This is a genomic window from Stenotrophomonas sp. PvP093 (genome assembly GCF_017876915.1).
GTDB lineage: Bacteria > Pseudomonadota > Gammaproteobacteria > Xanthomonadales > Xanthomonadaceae > Stenotrophomonas > Stenotrophomonas muris.
In genome coordinates, this window is the sequence record NZ_JAGIOX010000004.1 from 178731 (window position 1) to 199327 (window position 20597).

Consider the following 20597-nt stretch of genomic DNA (forward strand, 5'->3'; position numbering starts at 1 on the left):
TCCGCTGCTGCAGGCGACAATAGCGCACCAGATTGGGGTGACGATCGATGCAGCTGACGTTCGGTGATGCCGAGACCCTGGGCCAGCGCAAGCGCACGCGGCGGGAGATCTTCCTGGCCGAGATGGAGCAGGTGGTGCCGTGGCAGGCGCTGCTGGCGCTGATCGAGCCGCACTACCCGAAGCTGGGCCGTCCCGGCCGCCAGCCGTACCCGCTGGCGACGATGCTGCGCATCCATTTCCTGCAGCAGTGGTACGCGCTCAGCGACCCGGCGATGGAAGAGGCCTTGTACGACACGCCGGTGATGCGCCGGTTCGCGCGGTTGGGCGGCGTGGACGCGATTCCCGACGAGACCACGATCCTCCACTTCCGCCGGTTGCTGGAAACCCACGGCCTGGCCGGGCGGATCTTCGAGCGGGTGAATGCGCATCTGGCGCGCAAGGGCCTGAGCCTGCACGCGGGCACGATCGTGGACGCGACGATCATCGCCGCGCCGAGCTCGACGAAGAACGCCGAAGGCAAGCGCGATCCGGAAATGTGCCAGACGAAGAAGGGCAACCAGTGGCACTTCGGCATGAAGGCGCACATCGGCGTCGATGATGAATCCGGCCTGGTGCACCACGTCGAGTGCACGGCGGCGAACGTGGCCGACGTGACCCGGGTACACAGGCTGCTGCACGGCCGGGAAGACACGATCTGTGGCGACAGCGGCTATACCGGTGCCGACAAGCGTGAAGAGTTGAAGGATGTGGAGGCCGGCTTCCTGATCGCGGAGAAGCCGTCGAAGTTGCGGGCGATGAAGAACCCGCGCGAGCGGCGTTACACCGAGCGCTGGGAGCGGTACAAGGCGAGCCTGCGCGCGAAGGTCGAGCATCCGTTCCGGGTGATCAAGCGCCAGTTCGGCTACACGAAGGTGCGCTACCGCGGCCTGGCGAAGAACGCGGCGCAGGTGCTGACGCTGTTCGCGCTGTCGAACCTGTGGATGGCGCGCCGGCGCCTGTTGCCGGCGATGGGGGTGGTGCGCCTGTAAGGCGGGAAAACCCGCCAGAAACCGCCTGAAAGGGCGGGAAATTGATCAAATCGACGCTGGTCCGGCGCTCTGACGCTGAAATCCAAGTGTCAGAGTGCGTTGTTCAGACCCTCCTTAAGTCGTTTCTGCCCCTCCCGTCCCCTCCTTGCGCGGGCGGCCTTGTCTTCGCATCGCCACCGGCCGCCCGAGCGTCTTCTCTACCATCCGCAGGAACGCAGCATCCCCCAACGGACGCTGTTTGGCGCTATGACTGCGGATTGCGGGCAGATCGGCGGACGCATTCACATCGCGCAGGAATCGCGCATACACCGCCGTCCTGTTGCGAGCGGTCGCGGCCAACGCTCTGAATGCGGGATGCGGGGTCAGCATGGGGTCATCGCGTCGTTGAAGGTTGCCGTGCACGCTGGACCACGGATGATCTTCAGCACTGACCGCAATGCCGGCACGAACGGGATTGCGTTCGATGTAGCGGTATACGCTGAGCAGGTAAGCGTCGCTGTCGATCATCGAGGAATGGAAGCGGCCCTGCCACAGGGGACCGGTGCGGCCGTGCCGCTGGTTGAAAGCCTGCACATAGTTGTTGCCCTGCATGCGCATTGCATCGGCCAGCCCACGCTGCGTGGATGGCGTGGCCAGCAGGTGGATGTGGTTGTCCATCAGTACGTAGGCATGCAGTGCGACGCGGTGCTTGAGGAAAGCGCTGTGCAGCAGATGCAGGAACAGTTGCCGGTCGATGTCGTCGACAAAGATCGCACCCTTGTTCACACCGCGCTGGATCACGTGATAGGCCTGGCCGGCCAGCATCAGGCGCGCTTGTCGGGGCATGGGATTCCCAGGTCGAAGGGGGCCTCAGCCTGGCATCGGCACCGTGGCGTACGGCATCAGGTAATGCCGCGCAGGCGTATCGGAGGAGTCAGAAGCGACTTAATCCCCTCCGTCCCCTTTTGCGTACCGCGCGGGCGTTACCCCCATCTCGCGCTTGAACACGTTGATGAAGGAACTGGGCGTGTCGTAGCCCATCGACAGGGCGACGCTGATCACCGGTTCGCCTGCCAGCAGGCGTGGCAGTGACAGCAGCACGCGCAGGCGCTGCCGCCACTGGCCCAGGGTCATGCCTGTGGCGGCCTGCCAACGGCGGGCGAGGCTGCGGCTGGACAGTCCGCTGGCGGCTGCCCACGCTTCGACGCTGCGCAGGTCGTCCGGCGAACGCGCCAGCGCCGCCGCGATCCGCCGCAACCGGCGATCCCGCGGCTGTGGCAGGGCAAATGGCAAGGGAGTGCTGGCACGGATCTCATCGGCGATGACGCCGGCCAGGCGTGCCTGCGCAGCGTCCAGTGCCTGATGGGGCCAGCGCAGTGCGCGCGTCACCGCCGCCTGCAACAGCGCATCGGGTTGGAAAATACGGGGCAGCGGGGGCAGATCCAGGCCGGTATCGGCGCGGACGTACAGGCTCCAGCCATCGAATGCGTCTGCCCCTATCAGGGCGTGGGGCAGCAAGGGCGGTATCCAGGCAACATGCCCCGCCGGCAGCAGCCAGTGCAGGTCGCCGGCTTCGATCCGCAACAGGCCCTGATGGGCACCCAGCAACTGGCCGCGCACGTGCTGGTGGCGCGCGGTGCGGCGCCGTCCCGGCACCCGCAGCTGGGAGGCCATGACGAGAGGACCGCCTTCAGCGTTCGCCAAAGCGGGGTCAATCAGCACAGGTGATGTCTGATCTGCCATATCCAATGGCAGTTATACGGCAGAACTGCCGATGACTGGGCGTCACACTGGGCTCCCGATCCCACAGGAGCATCACCATGCAGCCGCAGGACATTCTTCCCGACCATCAGAACGAGGTGCAGGTAAACGGCCTCACCGTGCGCAAGGGCAGCGTCGGCGCCTTCCTCGCCAGCGTCCGTGACTGGCAGGACCCCGCCAGCGATGACGCCACCCGCGTCACCGCCGAAGCAGATCTGCGTGGGCTGCTGCCGGGCCTGCATGCGCTGGGCCTGTTCCAGGTGCTGGCCGCGCGCGATCCGGCACTGCAACGCCTGATCGACAGCCTCTCCTGAAACGAACACGGCCCGGACATGCCGGGCCGTGTCCTCATTGCGGGGGCGGAAACGACTTAATCCCCTCCGTCCCCTTTTTGCGGTCAGGTGCCGCCCGGGGCGAATACCAGGGTACGGCGGGTGGTGACCGGTGCGCTGACCGGCTCGAAGCGCCAGCGCTTGACCGCGTTCATGGCTTCGCGATCGAAGACGCGCGACGGTGTTGCGCGCAATACGCGGGCGTTGGTCACTGAGCCGTCGGTGCCGACGGTGATTTCCACCAGCACTTCGCCGGAGGTGCCTGCACGCAGTGCCTCGGACGGATAGCGCGGCGCCGGGGTGCTGACCGGGCGCAGGTTCGGCGCCGCAGCGGCCGCTGGAGCCGCGGCCTGGCGTGCGGCACTGGCCTGCTGGGCGGCGGCCTGCTGCTGCTTCAGCTCGGCTTCGCGGCGCGCGGCGGCCTGGCGCTCGGCTTCCTGGCGCTCGTTGTCGCGGCGGGCGGCATCCTGCTGCGCAGCGATCTGCTTGGCCGCGTCGGCTTCCTTGGCACGCTGCTCGGCCAGGCGCTGCTGTTCGGTCTGCTGCTTGCTGCGGTCCTCGGCGTCCTTCTTGGCCTTCTCGGCTTCGGCCTCGGTGCGCTTGGCCGCGTTCTGCACGCCCTTGGCCAGGCCGTCCTTCAGGCGCGGCAGGGCCGGCGCGGATGCATCCACCTTCTCGATCAGTGCCACCAGTCGCTGCGCTTCGGTGTAGTCCTCGCGCCCCAGGTGCTGCTCGGCGGCGATCAGGGTGTACGGCAGCAGGTCGGTCAGCGCGCTCTTCACCGAGGCGTCGTCCGGGGTCTTGTCGCGCAGGGCGAGGTAGTACTCGATGGCGTTGTCGCCGGCCGGCGCGTACATGCGGTTCTCGCGCAGGGCCTGGCTGGCCGACTCACGCAGCTGCTCGGTGCCCATCGACTGCACCTTGGCGGCGACCACCGGTGCGGCCGGTGCAGCGGCGGTCGGGGCGGCGGCCGGAGCCGGTGCTGCGGATTCTTCCTTGCCCGAGCAGGCGGCCAGCGCCAGTGCCAAGGCAACCGGCAGCCACCGGCGCGCGGCGGTGATCGTTGAGACGTGCGACATCCTGCTCCCCTTTAGAAGACGACGTGACGTAAATCATTGATATGCATGGCCGGGGCCCGTGGTCCAGGCGCGGCAGGGTGGCGTTTCCCGACGCCACCGCCGGCAACGGCGAGGGTGCAATCTAGCATCCCGGCCACCGCCCCGCACAAGGGGTGGTGGCCGGGTGGGGCCGCGGCGATCATGTCGTGGCCGGCGGCGACCTCAGTGGTCGTGTGCCTTGTCGTGCGACTTGCTGTGGCCGTTGGACATCAGCTTGTCGGTCCAGGCGATGCCGATCGCCGACAGGATGAACACGCAGTGGATGATGGTCTGCCACAGCACGCCTTCCTGGGTCATGGTCGTGCAGGTATCGACGCCAGCGTTGTAGAAGCTGGTCGAAGCCGAAGACACTGCTGCCGCCCATTGTTCCGGCTTGCACAGTGGCAGTCCCTTCAGCGCGCTGGTGGCAATGAAGGTCTTCAGCAGGTGGATCGAGGAGATGCCGATGATCGCCATCGCCAGCTTCACCTTCAGCACGCTGGCGTTGACGTGGCTCAGCCATTCCGGCTGGTCCGGGTGGCCTTCCAGGCGCAGGCGCGAGACGAAGGTCTCGTAGCCGCCGACGATCACCATCACCAGCAGGTTGGAGATCATCACCACGTCGATCAGGCCCAGCACGATCAGCATGATCTGCTGTTCGCCCATCGACACCGAGTGGGACAGCAGGTGCCACAGTTCCTTGCCGAACAGGAACACGTAGACGCACTGGGCAAGGATCAGGCCCAGGTACAGCGGCAGCTGCAGCCAGCGCGAGGCGAAGATCAGCGAGGACAACGGGGACAGGGGACGAGGACTGTGGCTCATGCAGGACAGTGCGTTTCGGGGGAGCCGCGAGGTTACCGGCCCGCCATGACGGTGCCAACCCAACTCACGCACTAGACTTCAGGTTCCTTTCCGCACCCCGAGCCGACGCCATGATCGACCTGTATTACTGGCCCACCCCGAACGGCCACAAAGTGACCCTGCTGTTGGAGGAAGCCGGCCTGGAGTACCGCATCCACCCGGTCAACATCGGCTCGGGTGACCAGTTCAAGCCAGAGTTCCTGGCCATCTCGCCCAACAACAAGATGCCGGCCATCGTCGACCACGCCCCGGCCGATGGCGGTGCCCCGCAGAGCGTGTTCGAGTCCGGTGCGATCCTGCTGTACCTGGCCGAGAAGACCGGCCGCTTCCTGCCCAGCGACCCGCGCGGCCGCGTGACCACCTTGGAATGGCTGTTCTGGCAGATGGCCGGCCTGGGCCCGATGAGTGGCCAGATGGGCCACTTCAACGTGTACGCACCAGAAAAAATTCCCTATGCCATCGAGCGCTACGACAACGAAGTGCGCCGCCTGCACGGGGTGATGGACAAGCGCCTGGCCCAGCACGCCTTCCTGGCCGGCGACGAGTACACCATCGCCGACATGGCCAGCTACCCGTGGATCGGCGCCTACGACAAGCTGCCGGTGGACTTCGCCGCGTTCCCGAACCTCAAGCGCTGGCACGAGGCCATCGCCGCGCGCCCGGCCACCCAGCGCGCCTATGCGCTGCGCCAGCAGGTGAACCCGAACGCCGGCAAGCCGCTCAGCGACGAAGAGCGCAAGCACCTGTTCGGCCAGCGCTGACCCGCCGCGGGGTCGGATCCCTTTGCAACGCAAAGGGCCCTGACCCCAGCACCGCAGCATGGGCAGAAGGTCATGCTGCCTTCCTGCACGGGCTTGGTTAGGATGGGGGAACGACCACCCGGCGCCCGCCGCCGGGCGGACCTGCCGTTTGCCGGGATCCTCCATGCGCCACCTGTTCGCTTCGCTTGCCCTCATGCTCGCCACCAGTACCGCCGCCCACGCCGAAAAGCTGACCCTGGAAGCCATCACCGGCCCGCTGCCGCTGTCCGGCCCGACCCTGATGAAGCCCAAGGTGGCGCCGGACGGTTCGCAGGTCAGTTTCCTGCGCGGCAAGGACAGCGATCGCAACCAGCTGGATCTGTGGACCTACGACATCGGCAGTAGCCAGACCCGGTTGCTGGTTGATTCCAAGGTGGTGCTGCCCGGCACCGAGACCCTCAGCGATGAGGAAAAGGCGCGCCGCGAGCGCCAGCGCATCGCCGCGATGACCGGCATCGTCGATTACCAGTGGTCGCCGGACGCACAGCGCCTGCTGTTCCCGTTGGGCGGCGAGCTGTACCTGTACGACCTGAAGCAGCAGGGGGCGGCGGCCGTGCGCCAGCTGACCCACGGTGAGGGCTTCGCCACCGACGCCAAGCTGTCGCCCAAGGGCGGCTTCGTCAGCTTCATCCGCGGCCGCAACCTGTGGGTGATCGACCTGGCCAGTGGAAAGCAGCTGCAGCTGACCCGCGACGGCAGCACCACCATCGGCAACGGCGTGGCCGAGTTCGTCGCCGATGAAGAGATGGACCGCCACACCGGTTACTGGTGGGCACCGGATGATTCGGCGATTGCCTTTGCCCGTATCGACGAGGCACCGGTGCCGGTGCAGAAGCGCTACGAGGTCTACGCCGACCGCACCGATGTGATCGAACAGCGTTACCCGGCCGCCGGCGACGCCAACGTGCGCGTGCGGCTGGGCGTGATCGCACCGGCCGCCGAGGCACAGCCGCGCTGGGTCGACCTGGGCAAGGAACAGGACATCTACCTGGCCCGCGTCGATTGGCGCGATGCGCAGCACCTGAGCTTCCAGCGCCAGTCGCGCGACCAGAGGCAGCTGGACCTGGTGGAAGTGGCACTCGACTCCAACCGCCAGCGCGTACTCGCCCACGAAACCAGCCCGACCTGGGTGCCGCTGCACAACAGCCTGCGCTTCCTTGAAGACGGCAGCGTACTGTGGTCGTCCGAGCGCACCGGCTTCCAGCACCTGTACCGCATCGACAGCAACGGCAAGACCACCGCGCTGACCCACGGCAACTGGCCGGTGGACGAGCTGCTGGCGGTGGATGAGACGGCCGGCAAGGCCTACTTCCGTGCCGGCATCGAAAGCCCGCGCGAAAGCCAGATCTACGCGGTATCGCTGCAGGGCGGTGAGCCGCAGCGCCTGTCGAAGGCGCCGGGCATGCACAGCGCCACGTTCGCCCGCAATGCCAGCGTCTATGTCGACAGCTGGTCCAACAGCACCACGCCGCCGCAGATCGAGCTGTTCCGCGCCAACGGCGAGAAGATCGCCACACTGGTGGAAAACAACCTGGCCGATCCCAAGCACCCGTATGCGCGCTACCGCGACGCGCAGCGCCCGGTTGAGTTCGGCACGTTGATGGCTGCCGACGGCAAGACGCCGCTGCACTACAGCCTGATCAAGCCGGCCGGCTTCGATCCGTCCAGGCGCTACCCGGTGGCGGTGTATGTCTATGGTGGCCCGGCCAGCCAGACTGTCACCGACAGCTGGCCCGGCCGCGGCGACCATCTGTTCAACCAGTACCTGGCCCAGCAGGGCTACGTCGTGTTCTCGCTGGACAACCGCGGCACCCCGCGCCGCGGCCGCGACTTCGGTGGTGCGCTGTACGGGAAGCAGGGCACGGTGGAAGTGACCGACCAGCTGCGCGGCGTGGCCTGGCTCAAGCAGCAGCCGTGGGTGGACCCGGCGCGCATCGGCGTGCAGGGCTGGTCCAACGGCGGTTACATGACCCTGATGCTGCTGGCCAAGGCGTCGAACCAGTACGCCTGCGGCGTGGCCGGTGCCCCGGTCACCGACTGGGGCCTGTACGACAGCCATTACACCGAGCGCTACATGGACCTGCCGGCGCGCAACGACGCCGGTTACCGTGAAGCGCGCGTGCTGACCCACATCGATGGGCTGCGCTCGCCGTTGCTGCTGATCCACGGCATGGCGGACGACAACGTGCTGTTCACCAATTCGACCAGCTTGATGAGCGCGCTGCAGAAGCGCGGCCAGCCGTTCGAGCTGATGACCTACCCGGGTGCCAAGCATGGCCTGTCCGGCGCCGATGCCCTGCATCGCTACCGTGTGGCCGAAGCCTTCCTGGGGCGCTGCCTGAAGCCTTGAAATACAGACGGGAAGGAGCCCGCCGATGACACTGCCGCCGCCGATTCCCACCCACGGCCCGAAGCCCGCCGGCTGGTGGTCCCGCCACTGGCGCTGGGCGATGCCCGTGGCCGTGCTGCTGGTGCTTGCCGGGGCCGGTGGCACGGTGGCCTGGAGCGTGCTGCGCTGGAGTGAGGCGGCACGCGAGAGCCCACCGATGCGCGAGGCGATGCGTCGCGCCGGCTGCAGCATCGAACTGGTGGAAGCCTTCGGCGAGCCGCTGCGTACCGAATCGATGCCGCTGGGCAGCATGCAGACCGCGCTCAACGGCCAGCGCGATGTCGGCCTGACCGTGGCCCTGGAAGGCCCCCGCGCACACGGCCGGTTGTTCGTGAAGGGCACCCGCAGTGACGACGTGTGGGACTACCCGGTGATGTACGTGCTGGGCGAGAACAAGCAGACCTTCGACCTGACTGCGCTGGATGACGATGAGGCCGCGCAGGAATGCGAACTGCAGGCCTGCCGCGAACGCGGCGAATGCCCGCTGACCGCAGCGTTGTGACCTCCGGCCGATTGTCGCCACCGCGCTGAGCGCGTAGGGTGCGGGCAACCCTGTCCTGGAGTGCACCATGAAGCCGATCGCGTTGGCCGTTGCCCTGGCCCTGACCGCCGCCCCGCTGCTGTCCGCACCGCCGGCGCTGGCGGCACCCGCCGCCAAGGCCGCCACACCGGCCAGCCCGGCCTGGGTCGCCCGCAGCAACGCACTGGCGCAGATCCTGCTCGATGCGCAGGGCCCGTTCCAGCCGGAAGAAACCGGCTTCTTCGGCGTGCCCGGCTACGACGACAAGGTGGCCGACCTCGGCGCGGACAACGGCAAGCGCTACCGCGCCGCGATGGCCAAGGCCCGCGACGAACTGAAGGCGAAGCTGGCCACCGAGCAGGATCCCAACGTCCGCCAGGACCTGGAGATCATGATCCACGCCGCCAACCAGAACATCGAAGGCAGTGAGCTCAACGAGAAGTACCTGTTGCCGTGGAGTGATGCGCCGCAGACGGTGTTCAGCGGCCTCAACCTGCTGCTGTCCGACCAGGTGCCGGCCGAGCGCCGGGCCAAGGCGATCGACCGCCTCAAGGCTTACGCCGGCCTGCAGCCGGGCGGCACCGCGTTCACCACGCTGGCCCGCCAGCGCTACGAAGAGCGCTTGAAGGACAGCAGCCTGCTGCAGCCGACGAAGATCGAAGTGCAGCAGTCGCTGGACAACGTCGAGACCTACATCAGCGGCATCGAGTCGCTGCTGAAGAAGTACCAGATCGCCGGCGCCGATGAAGCGATGAAGGCCCTGGCCGGGCAGATGAAGGACTACGCCAGCTGGACGCGCTCGACCGTGCTGCCGAAGGCGCGCACCGACGCACGGCTGCCGGCGCCGCTGTACGCCTACCAGCTCAAGCAGGTCGGCATCGACATCGACCCGAAGCTGCTGATGCAGCGTGCGCAGCTGGAGTTCATGGAAACCCGCTCGGCGATGCAGCAGCTGGCGCCGCTGGTGGTGAAGGACAAGGGCCTGAAGGTGGCCGACCCGAGCGACCCGGTGGCGGTGATCCGCGCGCTGAAGGCCGACAAGATCGCCGACGACCATCTGGAAGGCCACTACCGCAAGGTGATCGATGTGATCGATCCGCTGATCCGCGAGCATGCCATCGTCGACGTGCCCAAGCGCGCCATGCAGATGCGCCTGGGTTCGGCCGCCGAGAGCGCGGCCAGCCCGGCCCCGCATTTCCTGCCCGCGCCGCTGGTCAACAACACCGGGCAGCAGGGCACCTTCGTGCTGCCGCTGGGCAACCCGGCCGCGGGCCCGGGCGCACAGTACGACGACTTCAACTTCGGTGCGGCGGCGTGGACGCTGAGTGCGCATGAAGGCCGCCCCGGCCACGAGCTGCAGTTCACCGCGATGGTCGAGCGCGGCGTGTCGCTGGCACGCACCATGTTCGCGTTCAATTCGGTGAACGTGGAAGGCTGGGCGCTGTATGCCGAGGCCGAGATGGTGCCGTACGAGCCACTGGACGGGCAGATGATCGCCCTGCAGTTCCGCCTGCTGCGCGCCGCACGCGCGATGCTCGACCCGATGCTCAACCTCGGCCTGACCGACCGCGCCAACGGCGAGCGCGTGCTGATGGAGCAGGTCGGCCTGTCCAAGGCGATGGCCACCCAGGAACTGGACCGCTACATGGTGCGCATGCCGGGCCAGGCCGGCAGCTACTTCTACGGCTACACCCGTATCCTGGAACTGCGCATGCAGACTGAGCTGGCACTGGGTGCGAAGTTCGACCGCCTGGCGTTCAACAACTTCCTGCTCGACCAGGGCCTGCTGCCGCCGGACCAGCTGGCCGACGCGGTGAACAAGGTGTTCGTGCCGAAGTACAAGCGCTGAACACCCCCCGGTAGTGCCGGCCGCTGGCCGGCATTCCCCTGGCATCAAGAGGATTCCTGAGGTTGCCGGCCAGCGGCCGGCACTACCTGCGGTGACGCTGCCGCGTCACCGCTGTGGGGTGATCACCTGCGTCGGCAGTCGTGCCGGGGGTTCCGGGTTCGGCACCCAGATCGCCACGCCGGCGGCGCGCTTCTGCGTGGTCGGAATACCGATGCCGACGCCACCGCCGACATGCGAGCCGAACGTGCCGGCACCCACCGACATGCCCACCGGTGAGCCGCTGCTGCCCACGCCCATCAGCACCACGCCGTTGGCGCCCAGCGCTGCGGCCTCGCGCTTCAGGCGCGCCACCGCTGCATCGGTCTGGCCCTGCGTGCCGAAGCCCACGGCAGACGCCGATTCCAGCTGGGCGATTTCCTGGGAGCCGGCCGGCGGCGTCGAATAGATCTGCACCAGTGCCGGATCGATCGGCGCGCGGGCGCGCCCCAGCATGACCTTGGAGGTGCTGGCACAGCCAGCGGCGACCAGCAGGATGGCCGCCAACGCGGCCCAACGGATGTTCATGGCACGACCCCTGTAGGACTGGTTGCGATCATCGGCGGGCCACTCTGAATCGGCGCCAACACCCGGCCCAGGGCAGGCACGGCGGCACGCTAGCACGGCGCCGGTGACAGCCCCGCCAACGGCAGTAGGCGGCGACGGCGGGAACGACTATGGTGCACAGACAGGAACCAACTGCGGGAGAGTGGAATGGGCGTGATCAGTCTGTTGTGGGGCGTACTGGCGCTGTTGTGGATGATCCTGGCGCTGATTCCGCTGCTGGGCTGGGGCAACTGGTTCCTGATCCCGTTCGCCGCCGTAGGCGCGGTGATCGCCGCGCTGGGCATCCTGTTCACCCACCCGACCAAGCGCGGCCGGGCCTGGGCCGGGCTGGTGCTGAACGGCATCGTGGTGGTGGTCGGCATCCTGCGCCTGGGCCTGGGTGGCGGCGTGATCTGAGCCGCATCGCCGGGTGCGACAGGGCGTCGCAGGTACACGGCCGCGGGCCGGGCAGCGGCGTACAATGAACGGCTGCGCGAGCCCCCCGCGTGCCTGTGAATCCGCGCCCGGCGCGGCTGCCCCATGATCATCCGACCCCGTCCCCACGGCTGGCAACTGCTGTACATCCTGCGCGGCTCGATCGTAAAAGCGATCGCGCCGAAGGTGCTGGCCATCCTGATCCTGTCCATCGCGGTGGCCGCGGTGGTGGAACTGGCGCCGCCGACCGGCATCGAGCGCGTTTCCGTCACGCCGTTCACCCTGCTCGGCCTGGTCCTGTCGATCTTCCTCAGTTTCCGCAACAGCGCCTGCTACGACCGCTGGTGGGAAGGCCGCAAGCTGTGGGGGCAGCTGGTCTACGAATCGCGTTCGCTGGCCCGCCAGGTGAACCTGCTGCTGGCCGATGACGCCGGTCGCCGCCGCCGCATCGCCTACCTCACTACGGCTTTTGCCCATGCGCTGGCCGCGCGCCTGCGCGGGCGCATCGTGGCCCTGGCGGCGTTGCCGTGGCTGGACAAGCCGCAGCGCGAGCAGCTGGGCCAGCGCGAGAACGTGCCCGACGCATTGCTGTCGATGATCGCTGCCGAGCTGGCCCAGGCCCTGCGCGCCGGCGAACTCGACCCGATCCTCTACACCCAGCTGGAAGAGCGCCTGCACGCGATGTCGTCGATCCAGGCCGGCTGCGAGCGCATCCTCACCACGCCGCTGCCGTTCGCCTACACCCTGCTGCTGCATCGCTGCGCATGGATGTTCTGCGTGCTGCTGCCGTTCGGCCTGGCCAGCTCGCTGGGCTGGGGCACGCCGGTACTGTCGGCGGTGCTGGCCTACGCCTTCTTCGGCCTGGACCAGCTGGGCGAAGAAATGGAAGACCCGTTCGGCTTGGAGCCGAACGACCTGCCGCTGGACGCGCTGGTGCGCACGATCGAGATCGACCAGCTCGACGCGCTCGGCGAACGCCCGTTGCCCGAACCCCTGCTGCCGCAGGGCTACCTGTTGCAATAGCCACTCCTCGGAGCCTGCCATGTCCCACCCGCTTTACCGCCCGCGCCGCATGCGCCACGACGAGTTCTCGCGCCGCCTGATGCGCGAGAACACGCTGACCACCGACGACCTGATCTACCCGGTGTTCGTGCACGAACGGGCGGGCCGCACCGCAGTGCCGTCGATGCCGGGCGTGGAGCGGCTGTCGATCGAAGAGCTGCTGAAGGTGGCCGAAGAAGCGCTGGAACTGGGCATTCCAGTGATCGACCTGTTCCCGGTGATCGACCCGTCGCTGAAGTCGCTGGACGCGTCGGCGGCGTGGGCCGAGGACGGCCTGGCGCAGCGTGCGATCCGCGCGCTGAAGTCGCGCTTCCCGGAACTGGGAGTGATGACCGACGTGGCGCTGGACCCGTACACCACCCACGGCCAGGACGGCATCATCGACGACAAGGGATACGTGCTCAACGACATCACTGTCGAAGCGCTGGTCAAGCAATCGCTGTCGCACGCCGAGGCCGGTGTGGACATCGTCTCGCCGTCGGACATGATGGACGGCCGCATCGGCGCGATCCGCCGTGCGCTGGATGCCGACAACCACATCAACGTGCGCATCATGGCCTACTCGGCCAAGTACGCCTCGGCGTTCTACGGCCCGTTCCGTGATGCGGTGGGCAGCGCGGCCAGCCTTGGCAAGGCCGACAAGAAGACCTACCAGATGGACCCGGCCAACGGCGACGAGGCCCTGCGCGAGATCGCGCTGGACCTGGAAGAGGGCGCCGACATGGTGATGGTCAAGCCGGGCATGCCGTACCTGGACCTGGTGCGCCGGGTGAAGGAAAAATTCGGCGTGCCGACCTTCGCCTATCAGGTCAGTGGCGAGTACGCGATGATGAAGGCCGCCTTCGCCAACGGCTGGCTGGACGAGCGCGCCTGCGTGCTGGAGTCGCTGCTGGGCTTCAAGCGGGCCGGTGCCGATGGCGTGCTGACCTATTTCGCGCCGCAGGTGGCGCGATGGCTGCGCGAGCGCTGACAATAGCGCCACGATAGACGGAGGACTGCGCGATGGGACCCGAACTGGGATGGATGCAATGGCTGATCTGGGGCACCGGTACGCTGGTGTTCGGCGCCATCATCGTCGCTGTCTTCATCGCCGCCTGGCGGGCCGGCAAGCGCCCGCCGGAACAGCTCTCCGCTGCCCGCCACGTGGCCCGTGAGCAGGCGCTGCCGGAGACCGTGCAGGCCGAGCTGGCCGCGTTGAACCAGCGCAAGGACAACGGCCAGCTGAGCGAGATGGAGTACGAGCAGTTGCGCGCCAAGGTGTTGTCGCGCTGACGGGGCGTTTCATCCACGCATGGCGTGGATCTACTGGTAGTCGCCAACCTTGGTTGGCGCTTTCACGTATGCCAACCAAGGTTGGCATCTACCAAACGGCCATCCACGCATGGCGTGGATCTACCGCGCGCACCCGGCCACCGCCGCCACCTTCGGCACCGCCAACCGGTACACGTCCACGCCACCGGCACGCGGCGCCTTCGCTGCACTGCTGGCCACCATCATCTCGCCCGGCTTGGCGTTGTCGACCACCGGCGCACCGGTCCAGCCGCCGGCCTGGTTGAACGACAGCCCCAGCGGCTGCAGCGCTACACCGCTCCACGCACAGCCGCTGCTCCAGACCTGCGCGGTACTGCCATTGCCGCGGCTGAACACCACGGCGCCGTCCTGGCCCAGCCAGTCGCCGTCGGTCTCGTCGTCGGCGCTGTTCAACGCGCTCAGTGCGCTGGCCGGGCCGCGCAGGCCCTGCGCATCCAGCGTCGCCACGAACAGGTCCCAGCCGGCGCCACGGCCCTGCTGGCGGGCAAACAACAGCTGCTTGCCGTCCGCGCTCAGGGCCGGCCCGCGCTCTTCCCGGCGCCCGCCGTCACCGGCCAGCGGCTGCGCCGGGCCCAGCCGGCCGTCGGCGGCCAACGCGGCGCGGTACAGCGCCAGCGCGCCCTCGCGGCCGGCCGCGAACAGCAGCCAGCGGCCGTCACGGCTGAAGTAGGGATCGCGGGCTTCACCGGCCACGCCTACCGGCAGTACCTGTGCCTGCTGCCAGCGACCGTCCACCACGCGCGCCTCCCACAGGCCCCAGCCGGCCTCGCCGCGGCGGGCGAAGACGATGCGCTGGCCATCGGCGCTGATCGTGGCGCGGCCTTCGTCGGCGCGGGTCGAGACCACGCCCATGCCTTCGATGCCGTACTCGTTCAACGCCATCGCCACGGGGGCAGAGAGTAGACTGGCGGCGAGCACCAGCAGGGGCGGGGTGATGCGCATCATCCGGTTCCGTGCACGAAAGAGCATCAGTCTAGCCAGCTTGAGGATTCCATGACCGACCGTTACGCCGTCTTCGGACACCCCGTTGCCCACTCGAAGTCGCCGCAGATCCACGCGACGTTCGGTCGCCAGGAAGGCATCGCCATCGACTACCGCGCGATCGACCTGGCCCCGGATGCGTTCCTGGCCGGACTGGAGGCCTTCGCCGCCGAGGGCGGTGTCGGCGCCAACGTCACCCTGCCGCACAAGGAAGCCGCGTTCTCGGTGTGCACCACGCTGACCGCGCGCGCGCGCCGCGCCGGCTCGGTCAACACGCTGCTGCACAAGGGCGACCGCTGGCACGGCGACACCACCGATGGCATCGGCCTGGTGCGCGACCTGACCGACCGCCACGGCCTGGACCTGCGCGGCCGCCGCGTGCTGATGATCGGCGCCGGTGGCTCGGCGCGCAGCGTCGCCCCGGCGCTGCTCGATGCCGGCATCACCGAACTGGTGGTGGTCAACCGCACGCCGGAGCGCGCCGACGAACTGATCGACGCGATGGGCGAGCCCGGCCGTGCGATCAGCCGCTACTGGGAAGACCTGCGCGACCTCGGCGACTTCGAACTGATCGTCAATGCCACCTCGGCTGGCCGCGACCGCGACGTCGAGTTCAAGCTGCCGCTGTCGCTGGTCAACTCGATGACCACTGCCGTCGACCTGAACTACGGCGAGGCGGCCATCGCCTTCCTGGCCTGGGCCCGTGCGGCGCAGTGCCGCAATACCGTCGACGGCCTGGGCATGCTGGTCGAGCAGGCCGCCGAGAGCTTCCTGCAGTGGCACGGCGTGCGCCCGCAGACCGGCGAGGTCTACCAGTCGCTGCGCCAGGGCTCGGCCGTGCTGGCCGGCGAGGACTGACCGATGGACAGCACAACCCTGATGGTGACCGTGCTGAGCATGGTCGGCGTGCGCCTGCCGGTGCTGATCGCGCTGTGCGTCGGCCTGGTCTGGGTGGTCGGTGCGCCGCGCGATGCCACCCGCACCGGCGCGCTGGTCGGCCTGCTGCTGTTGCTGCTGTCCAGCCTGGGTGGCCTGGCGGCGGGCATGCTGCCGATGTGGCTGGTCAGCAGCGGCAACTTCAGCGCCATCTCGGGCATGAGCGCCATCTTCGGCGTGGTGCACTTCGCGCTGGCGATGGTCGAGGCCATCGGCGTGGTGCTGCTGGTGTGGGCGCTGGTGCGCCTGCTGCGTAGCCGTCCCGCCCCGGTCGCCTGAGCGCTGGCGCCGGGCCACGCCCGGCGTGTTTCGCCCCTGTGCGGCGCGGGCTTCGGACCGTGCGCGCCGGCGGGCGTCGTCGCTGGCTCGTTCAGGGTGCCAGCAACAGTGAACGCGGCCGGCCATGCGACAATGACCGGCCTGATCCAGCTACGGTAGTTCCCGGCGTGACCGAAACCGTCGCCGCTCCGCGCACGCTCGATGACACCTTGAAGGACGCGATCCGCAAGGCGTACACGACGCTGCAGGCCAATACCCCCGGCTTCTCCACCCGTCGCTCGCAGAGCCAGATGATCGGCGTGGTGTCGCGCGCGCTGTCGAAAAGCGGTGGCGTTGGCGTGGTCGAGGCGCCGACCGGCGTCGGCAAGAGCCTGGGCTACCTCACCGCAGGCGTGCCGATCGCGCTGGCCACCAAGAAGAAACTGGTGATCAGCACCGGCACCGTGGCGCTGCAGTCGCAGCTGGTCGAGCGCGATATCCCGAATTTCCTGAAGGCCACCGGCCTGGAAGCGACCGTGGCGCTGGCCAAGGGACGCACCCGCTACCTGTGCACGCGCAATGCCGCCGAGGCGCAGGGCGAGGGCTCGCAGGGCGGCATGTTCGAGGATGACGCGCCACTGTTCGACCGGCCGCTGGCGCCGATCGAAATGGACATCGCCAAACGCCTGACCGACGCCTTCACCAGCGGCAGCTGGGATGGCGATATCGACAATGCGCCGGAGACCATCAGTCCCGGCCTGCGCAGCCGCATCACCACGCCGGCCTCGGGTTGTGCCGGGCGACGCTGCGCCTATTCGGCGCAGTGCGCGGTGCTGCGCTCGCGCAATACGGTACGCGACGCACAGATCGTGGTCACCAACCACGCGCTGCTGCTGTCGGCGCTGTCGATCGGTGACAGCGACAACGGCCAGCCGTTGATCGCGCCACCCTCGGACATGCTGCTGGTGCTGGACGAAGGCCATCACATCGGCAACGTGGCGATCGACCAGGGCGCGGCCAGCCTCGCGCTGGACGAGATGGCCAAGCGCACCGGCCGCCTGCAGATCCTGATCGCCGGTGCCTACCGCGCGGTCGACAAGGACCGGCTGGGCAACCTGCTGCCCAACGAAGCGATCGAAGTCGCCAGCAACGTGGCCAAGCAGCTGCGCGCGTTCCGTGATCACATCGAGCGGGTGTGGATGCCGGCGCCGGCGGACGAAGAGCCGATGTGGCGCGCGGCCAATGGACGCCTGCCCGAGGCCTGGCGCGAGCCGATCGAGGCACTGGCCGACGATACCCGCAGCCTCTACAACTGGGCGCATGCGGCCACCACGCAGGTGGCCAAGGGCAAGCCGGACGATGCCGCGCGCGAGCGCCTGCAGCGCAACCTGGGCATGGCGCTGGAGATGATCGAGCAGCAGTACAACCTGTGGCAGGCGTGGCGCCGCGAAGACAAGGACGGCGCGCCGCCGATGGCGCGCTGGGTGACTGCCACCCGCGATGGCGACCTGGTGCTGCACGGTTCGCCGGTGTCGGCCGCGCACGTGCTGCGCAAGCTGCTGTGGGATGAAGTGGACTCGGTGGTGATGACCTCGGCGACGCTGACCGGCGGTGGCGACTTCCAGGCGCTGGCGATCGACAACGGCATTCCGGAAGAGGCCGAGATGGTCTCGCTGTCGTCGCCGTTCGACCTGCCCAACCAGGCCGAACTGATCGTGCCGAAGTTCCCGGTCACGCCGGACGACCGCGAAGGCCACCCGCGCGAAGTGGCGCGCTACCTGGACACCGAACTGGACTGGGCCAAGGGCTCGATGGTGCTGTTCACCTCGCGCTGGAAGATGGAGAAGGTGGCCGGGCTGATGCCGGCTGCGCGCCGCAAGCAGGTGCTGGTGCAGGGCGAGATGTCCAAGACCCGGCTGATCGAGGAACACCTGCGGCGTGTCGAGGCAGGCGAGGGCTCGGTGCTGTTCGGCCTGAACTCGTTCGGCGAGGGCCTCGACCTGCCCGGCGAGGCCTGCACCACGGTGGTGATCACCCAGGTGCCGTTCGCCGTGCCGACCGACCCGCAGACCGCCACCCTCAGCGAGTGGTTCGAGGGACGCGGGCTCAACGCGTTCAACCTGATCGCCATTCCGCATGCGCTGCGCACGCTGACCCAGTTCGCCGGCCGCCTGATCCGCACCTCCACCGACACCGGCCGCGTGGTCATTCTTGATTCGCGGCTGCTGACCCGCCGCTACGGCAAGCGCATCATCGACGCGCTGCCGCCGTTCAAGCGCGTGATCGGCTGAAAAAAGGGGACGGAGGGGATTAAGTCGTTTGAGGCACACACGACTTAATCCCCTCCGTCCCCTTTTCCCAGATGGCGGCCAGCGGCCGGCACTACCGGATCGGCATCAATCGCCGAGCAGGGCGGTGTTGCGTACGGCGCCCTTGTCGGCGCTGGTGGCCAGCAGGGCGTAGGCCTTCAACGCGCTGGTAACCTTGCGCGGGCGTGGCGCGCGCGGTTTCCAGCCACGCGCGTCGGCGTCGGCGTCGGCGCGGCGCTGGGCCAGCGTGGCCTCATCCAGCAGCAGGTCGATGCGGCGGGCCGGGATGTCGATGCGGATGCGGTCGCCGTTCTCCACCAGACCGATGACACCGCCGCTGGCGGCTTCCGGCGAGACGTGGCCGATCGACAGGCCCGAGGTGCCGCCGGAGAAACGGCCATCGGTGAGCAGCGCGCACTGCTTGCCCAGTCCCTTCGACTTCAGGTAGCTGGTCGGGTAGAGCATTTCCTGCATGCCGGGGCCGCCCTTCGGCCCTTCGTAGCGGATCACCACTACCTCACCCGGTTGCACCTCGTCGGCGAGGATGCCGGCGACGGCGGCGTCCTGGCTTTCATAGACACGCGCGGGGCCTTCGAACACGTGGATCGATTCGTCCACGCCGGCGGTTTTCACCACGCAGCCATCCACGGCCAGATTGCCACGCAGCACGGCGAGGCCGCCTTCCAGTGAGTACGCATGCTGCAGCGAGCGGATGCAGCCCTCGGCGCGGTCCATGTCCAGGGTCGGCCAGCGCGTGGCTTGGCTGAAGGCCTCCTGGGTAGGGATGCCGGCCGGGCCGGCCTTGAAGAAGGCATGCAGGGTGTCGTTGTCACTGCGCACTACGTCCCAGCGTTCCAGCGCGTCGGCCAGGCTGGCGCTGTGCACGGTCGGCACCGTGGTATCGAGCAGGCCGGCACGGTCCAGTTCACCGAGGATGCCGAACACGCCGCCGGCGCGGTGCACGTCCTCGATGTGGTACTTCGGCGTGTTCGGCGCCACCTTGCACAGCTGCGGTACGCGCCGCGACAGCGCGTCGATGTGGGTCAGGTCGAAGTCGACCTCCGCCTCCTGTGCGGCGGCCAGCAGATGCAGGATGGTATTGGTGGAGCCGCCCATGGCGATGTCCAGGGTCATCGCATTGGCGAACGCGGCCTGGGTGGCGATGCCGCGCGGCAGTGCGCTGGGGTCTTCGCCGCCATACCAGCGATGGCAGAGTTCGACGATCAGGCGGCCGGCGCGGCGGAACAGCGCCTCACGGTCGGCGTGGGTGGCCAGCGTGGTGCCGTTGCCGGGCAGCGACAGGCCCAGCGCCTCGGTCAGGCAGTTCATCGAGTTGGCGGTGAACATGCCCGAGCAGGAACCGCAGGTGGGGCAGGCGCTGCGCTCGAACGCGGCGACTTTCTCGTCGGAGGCGCTGTCATCGGCGGCCACCACCATCGCATCGACCAGATCCAGCTTGTGCTCGGACAGCTTGGTCTTGCCCGCTTCCATCGGCCCGCCGGAGACGAACACCACCGGGATGTTCAGGCGCAGCGCGGCCATCAGCATGCCGGGGGTGATCTTGTCGCAGTTGCTGATGCACACCAGCGCGTCGGCGCAGTGCGCGTTGACCATGTACTCCACGGCGTCGGCGATGATCTCGCGGCTGGGCAGCGAATACAGCATGCCGTCGTGGCCCATCGCGATGCCGTCGTCCACGGCGATGGTGTTGAATTCCTTGGCGACACCGCCGACCTGTTCGATCTCGCGCGCGACCAGCTGGCCGAGATCCTTCAGGTGCACGTGGCCGGGCACGAACTGGGTGAAGGAGTTGGCGATGGCGATGATCGGCTTGTGGAAGTCGCCGTCCTTCATGCCGGTGGCGCGCCACAGGGCGCGGGCGCCGGCCATGTTGCGACCGGCGGTGGAGGTGCGGGAACGGTATTCGGGCATGGCGGGCGGAACGGGCGGGCCGTACGACGTGGGGGTCAGCCGATCATGGCCAATTTTTTCGGTTGCTGCTGCAACCACCTTCACCGCTTGCAGCGGCTTGGCGGTCCGCGCATTTCCCCTTATCCCCGCGCCTTCGGCGCGCCCCCCTTGAACAACAAGGGGGCTTCTTGCC

At 68.2% G+C, this 20597-nt stretch carries 20 protein-coding genes; 13 read left to right on the forward strand and 7 right to left on the reverse strand.

Translation table 11 applies throughout. From position 1 onward, the window contains the following. Positions 1 to 47 precede the first annotated feature (47 nt). Positions 48 to 1028 carry an IS5 family transposase gene (locus tag J3A72_RS03500; RefSeq protein ID WP_075076136.1) on the forward strand — a complete coding sequence of 327 codons (981 nt, stop codon included), beginning with the start codon at positions 48 to 50 and terminating at the stop codon, positions 1026 to 1028. A 114-nt stretch (positions 1029 to 1142) separates the two neighbouring features. Here J3A72_RS03500 and J3A72_RS03505 read toward each other — a convergent pair whose 3' ends face one another. Together J3A72_RS03505 and J3A72_RS03510 are read right to left on the reverse strand one after the other, a co-directional pair. Further along, entirely contained in the window at positions 1143 to 1853 is a 711-nt protein-coding gene (locus tag J3A72_RS03505) for a transposase (protein WP_032959053.1), read from the reverse strand. 99 nt (positions 1854 to 1952) lie between these two features. Further along, a complete protein-coding gene (locus J3A72_RS03510) occupies positions 1953 to 2750 on the reverse strand; it encodes a helix-turn-helix transcriptional regulator (RefSeq protein WP_075075808.1) in 798 nt (265 codons plus the stop codon). A gap of 77 nt (positions 2751 to 2827) precedes the next feature. On the opposite strand from J3A72_RS03510, the gene J3A72_RS03515 reads away from it, so the two are divergent. Next, a complete protein-coding gene (locus tag J3A72_RS03515; protein WP_032959056.1) occupies positions 2828 to 3082 on the forward strand; it encodes a hypothetical protein in 255 nt (84 codons plus the stop codon). An 83-nt stretch (positions 3083 to 3165) separates the two neighbouring features. On the opposite strand, the gene J3A72_RS03520 is transcribed toward J3A72_RS03515, so the two are convergent. Together J3A72_RS03520 and J3A72_RS03525 are read right to left on the reverse strand one after the other, a co-directional pair. Then, complete coding sequence (locus tag J3A72_RS03520; RefSeq protein WP_014648799.1) at positions 3166 to 4179, reverse strand: energy transducer TonB; 1014 nt, start codon at positions 4177 to 4179, stop codon at positions 3166 to 3168. A 201-nt stretch (positions 4180 to 4380) separates the two neighbouring features. Next, a complete protein-coding gene (locus J3A72_RS03525) occupies positions 4381 to 5022 on the reverse strand; it encodes a TIGR00645 family protein (protein WP_019661669.1) in 642 nt (213 codons plus the stop codon). A gap of 110 nt (positions 5023 to 5132) precedes the next feature. Between J3A72_RS03525 and J3A72_RS03530 the strand changes: the two genes are divergently transcribed. The 4 genes from J3A72_RS03530 (at position 5133) to J3A72_RS03545 (ending at position 10619) form a co-directional block, all read left to right on the forward strand. Next, entirely contained in the window at positions 5133 to 5822 is a 690-nt protein-coding gene (locus tag J3A72_RS03530; protein WP_014648797.1) for a glutathione binding-like protein, read from the forward strand. Positions 5823 to 5985: 163 nt separating this feature from the next. After that, positions 5986 to 8211 carry a S9 family peptidase gene (locus J3A72_RS03535; protein WP_075075613.1) on the forward strand — a complete coding sequence of 742 codons (2226 nt, stop codon included), beginning with the start codon at positions 5986 to 5988 and terminating at the stop codon, positions 8209 to 8211. 25 nt (positions 8212 to 8236) lie between these two features. Further along, positions 8237 to 8752 (forward strand): cytochrome c oxidase assembly factor Coa1 family protein, encoded by a 516-nt coding sequence (locus J3A72_RS03540; RefSeq protein WP_014648795.1) that lies wholly within the window; start codon positions 8237 to 8239, stop codon positions 8750 to 8752. Positions 8753 to 8819: 67 nt separating this feature from the next. Further along, on the forward strand, positions 8820 to 10619 hold the full coding sequence (locus J3A72_RS03545; protein ID WP_075075614.1) for a DUF885 domain-containing protein: 1800 nt from the start codon (positions 8820 to 8822) through the stop codon (positions 10617 to 10619). Positions 10620 to 10724: 105 nt separating this feature from the next. On the opposite strand, the gene J3A72_RS03550 is transcribed toward J3A72_RS03545, so the two are convergent. Then, positions 10725 to 11183: a hypothetical protein gene (locus tag J3A72_RS03550; RefSeq protein WP_005420187.1), complete on the reverse strand. Its 459-nt coding sequence runs from the start codon at positions 11181 to 11183 to the stop codon at positions 10725 to 10727. 186 nt (positions 11184 to 11369) lie between these two features. On the opposite strand from J3A72_RS03550, the gene J3A72_RS03555 reads away from it, so the two are divergent. The 4 genes from J3A72_RS03555 to J3A72_RS03570 all read left to right on the forward strand — a co-directional run bounded on the left by J3A72_RS03555 (position 11370) and on the right by J3A72_RS03570 (position 13970). Further along, complete coding sequence (locus J3A72_RS03555; protein ID WP_005420185.1) at positions 11370 to 11618, forward strand: hypothetical protein; 249 nt, start codon at positions 11370 to 11372, stop codon at positions 11616 to 11618. Positions 11619 to 11741: 123 nt separating this feature from the next. Beyond that, the gene (locus tag J3A72_RS03560; protein ID WP_014038878.1) at positions 11742 to 12659 is read left to right on the forward strand and encodes a bestrophin family ion channel; all 918 of its coding nucleotides are present in this window, start codon (positions 11742 to 11744) and stop codon (positions 12657 to 12659) included. 19 nt (positions 12660 to 12678) lie between these two features. Then, positions 12679 to 13668, forward strand: a complete 990-nt coding sequence (gene hemB / locus J3A72_RS03565) for a porphobilinogen synthase (protein WP_053495949.1) — start codon at positions 12679 to 12681, stop codon at positions 13666 to 13668. Between the two features lie 32 nt (positions 13669 to 13700). After that, complete coding sequence (locus J3A72_RS03570; protein ID WP_032959066.1) at positions 13701 to 13970, forward strand: hypothetical protein; 270 nt, start codon at positions 13701 to 13703, stop codon at positions 13968 to 13970. Positions 13971 to 14090: 120 nt separating this feature from the next. Here J3A72_RS03570 and J3A72_RS03575 read toward each other — a convergent pair whose 3' ends face one another. Beyond that, positions 14091 to 14954 (reverse strand): PD40 domain-containing protein, encoded by an 864-nt coding sequence (locus tag J3A72_RS03575; protein WP_014648791.1) that lies wholly within the window; start codon positions 14952 to 14954, stop codon positions 14091 to 14093. Positions 14955 to 15002: 48 nt separating this feature from the next. Here J3A72_RS03575 and aroE point away from each other — a divergent pair, with 48 nt between their 5' ends. From aroE to dinG, 3 genes are all read left to right on the forward strand, one after another. Further along, positions 15003 to 15848: a shikimate dehydrogenase gene (aroE, locus tag J3A72_RS03580; RefSeq protein ID WP_075075615.1), complete on the forward strand. Its 846-nt coding sequence runs from the start codon at positions 15003 to 15005 to the stop codon at positions 15846 to 15848. Between the two features lie 3 nt (positions 15849 to 15851). Beyond that, positions 15852 to 16205, forward strand: a complete 354-nt coding sequence (locus J3A72_RS03585; protein WP_014648789.1) for a hypothetical protein — start codon at positions 15852 to 15854, stop codon at positions 16203 to 16205. Between the two features lie 167 nt (positions 16206 to 16372). Further along, on the forward strand, positions 16373 to 18475 hold the full coding sequence (gene dinG / locus J3A72_RS03590; RefSeq protein ID WP_049404916.1) for an ATP-dependent DNA helicase DinG: 2103 nt from the start codon (positions 16373 to 16375) through the stop codon (positions 18473 to 18475). 105 nt (positions 18476 to 18580) lie between these two features. Here the strand turns inward: dinG and ilvD are convergent, their stop codons facing one another. After that, the gene (gene ilvD / locus J3A72_RS03595; protein WP_075075616.1) at positions 18581 to 20425 is read right to left on the reverse strand and encodes a dihydroxy-acid dehydratase; all 1845 of its coding nucleotides are present in this window, start codon (positions 20423 to 20425) and stop codon (positions 18581 to 18583) included. Between the last annotated feature and the right edge of the window lie 172 nt (positions 20426 to 20597).

Bases quoted from the DNA above. Each gene is read 5' to 3' on its own strand.
- J3A72_RS03500 (WP_075076136.1), top strand. From the start codon at position 48: ATGCAGCTGACGTTCGGTGATGCCGAGACCCTGGGCCAGCGCAAGCGC.
- J3A72_RS03505 (WP_032959053.1), bottom strand. From the start codon at position 1,853: ATGCCCCGACAAGCGCGCCTGATGCTGGCCGGCCAGGCCTATCACGTG.
- J3A72_RS03510 (WP_075075808.1), bottom strand. From the start codon at position 2,750: ATGGCAGATCAGACATCACCTGTGCTGATTGACCCCGCTTTGGCGAAC.
- J3A72_RS03515 (WP_032959056.1), top strand. From the start codon at position 2,828: ATGCAGCCGCAGGACATTCTTCCCGACCATCAGAACGAGGTGCAGGTA.
- J3A72_RS03520 (WP_014648799.1), bottom strand. From the start codon at position 4,179: ATGTCGCACGTCTCAACGATCACCGCCGCGCGCCGGTGGCTGCCGGTT.
- J3A72_RS03525 (WP_019661669.1), bottom strand. From the start codon at position 5,022: ATGAGCCACAGTCCTCGTCCCCTGTCCCCGTTGTCCTCGCTGATCTTC.
- J3A72_RS03530 (WP_014648797.1), top strand. From the start codon at position 5,133: ATGATCGACCTGTATTACTGGCCCACCCCGAACGGCCACAAAGTGACC.
- J3A72_RS03535 (WP_075075613.1), top strand. From the start codon at position 5,986: ATGCGCCACCTGTTCGCTTCGCTTGCCCTCATGCTCGCCACCAGTACC.
- J3A72_RS03540 (WP_014648795.1), top strand. From the start codon at position 8,237: ATGACACTGCCGCCGCCGATTCCCACCCACGGCCCGAAGCCCGCCGGC.
- J3A72_RS03545 (WP_075075614.1), top strand. From the start codon at position 8,820: ATGAAGCCGATCGCGTTGGCCGTTGCCCTGGCCCTGACCGCCGCCCCG.
- J3A72_RS03550 (WP_005420187.1), bottom strand. From the start codon at position 11,183: ATGAACATCCGTTGGGCCGCGTTGGCGGCCATCCTGCTGGTCGCCGCT.
- J3A72_RS03555 (WP_005420185.1), top strand. From the start codon at position 11,370: ATGGGCGTGATCAGTCTGTTGTGGGGCGTACTGGCGCTGTTGTGGATG.
- J3A72_RS03560 (WP_014038878.1), top strand. From the start codon at position 11,742: ATGATCATCCGACCCCGTCCCCACGGCTGGCAACTGCTGTACATCCTG.
- hemB (WP_053495949.1), top strand. From the start codon at position 12,679: ATGTCCCACCCGCTTTACCGCCCGCGCCGCATGCGCCACGACGAGTTC.
- J3A72_RS03570 (WP_032959066.1), top strand. From the start codon at position 13,701: ATGGGACCCGAACTGGGATGGATGCAATGGCTGATCTGGGGCACCGGT.
- J3A72_RS03575 (WP_014648791.1), bottom strand. From the start codon at position 14,954: ATGATGCGCATCACCCCGCCCCTGCTGGTGCTCGCCGCCAGTCTACTC.
- aroE (WP_075075615.1), top strand. From the start codon at position 15,003: ATGACCGACCGTTACGCCGTCTTCGGACACCCCGTTGCCCACTCGAAG.
- J3A72_RS03585 (WP_014648789.1), top strand. From the start codon at position 15,852: ATGGACAGCACAACCCTGATGGTGACCGTGCTGAGCATGGTCGGCGTG.
- ilvD (WP_075075616.1), bottom strand. From the start codon at position 20,425: ATGCCCGAATACCGTTCCCGCACCTCCACCGCCGGTCGCAACATGGCC.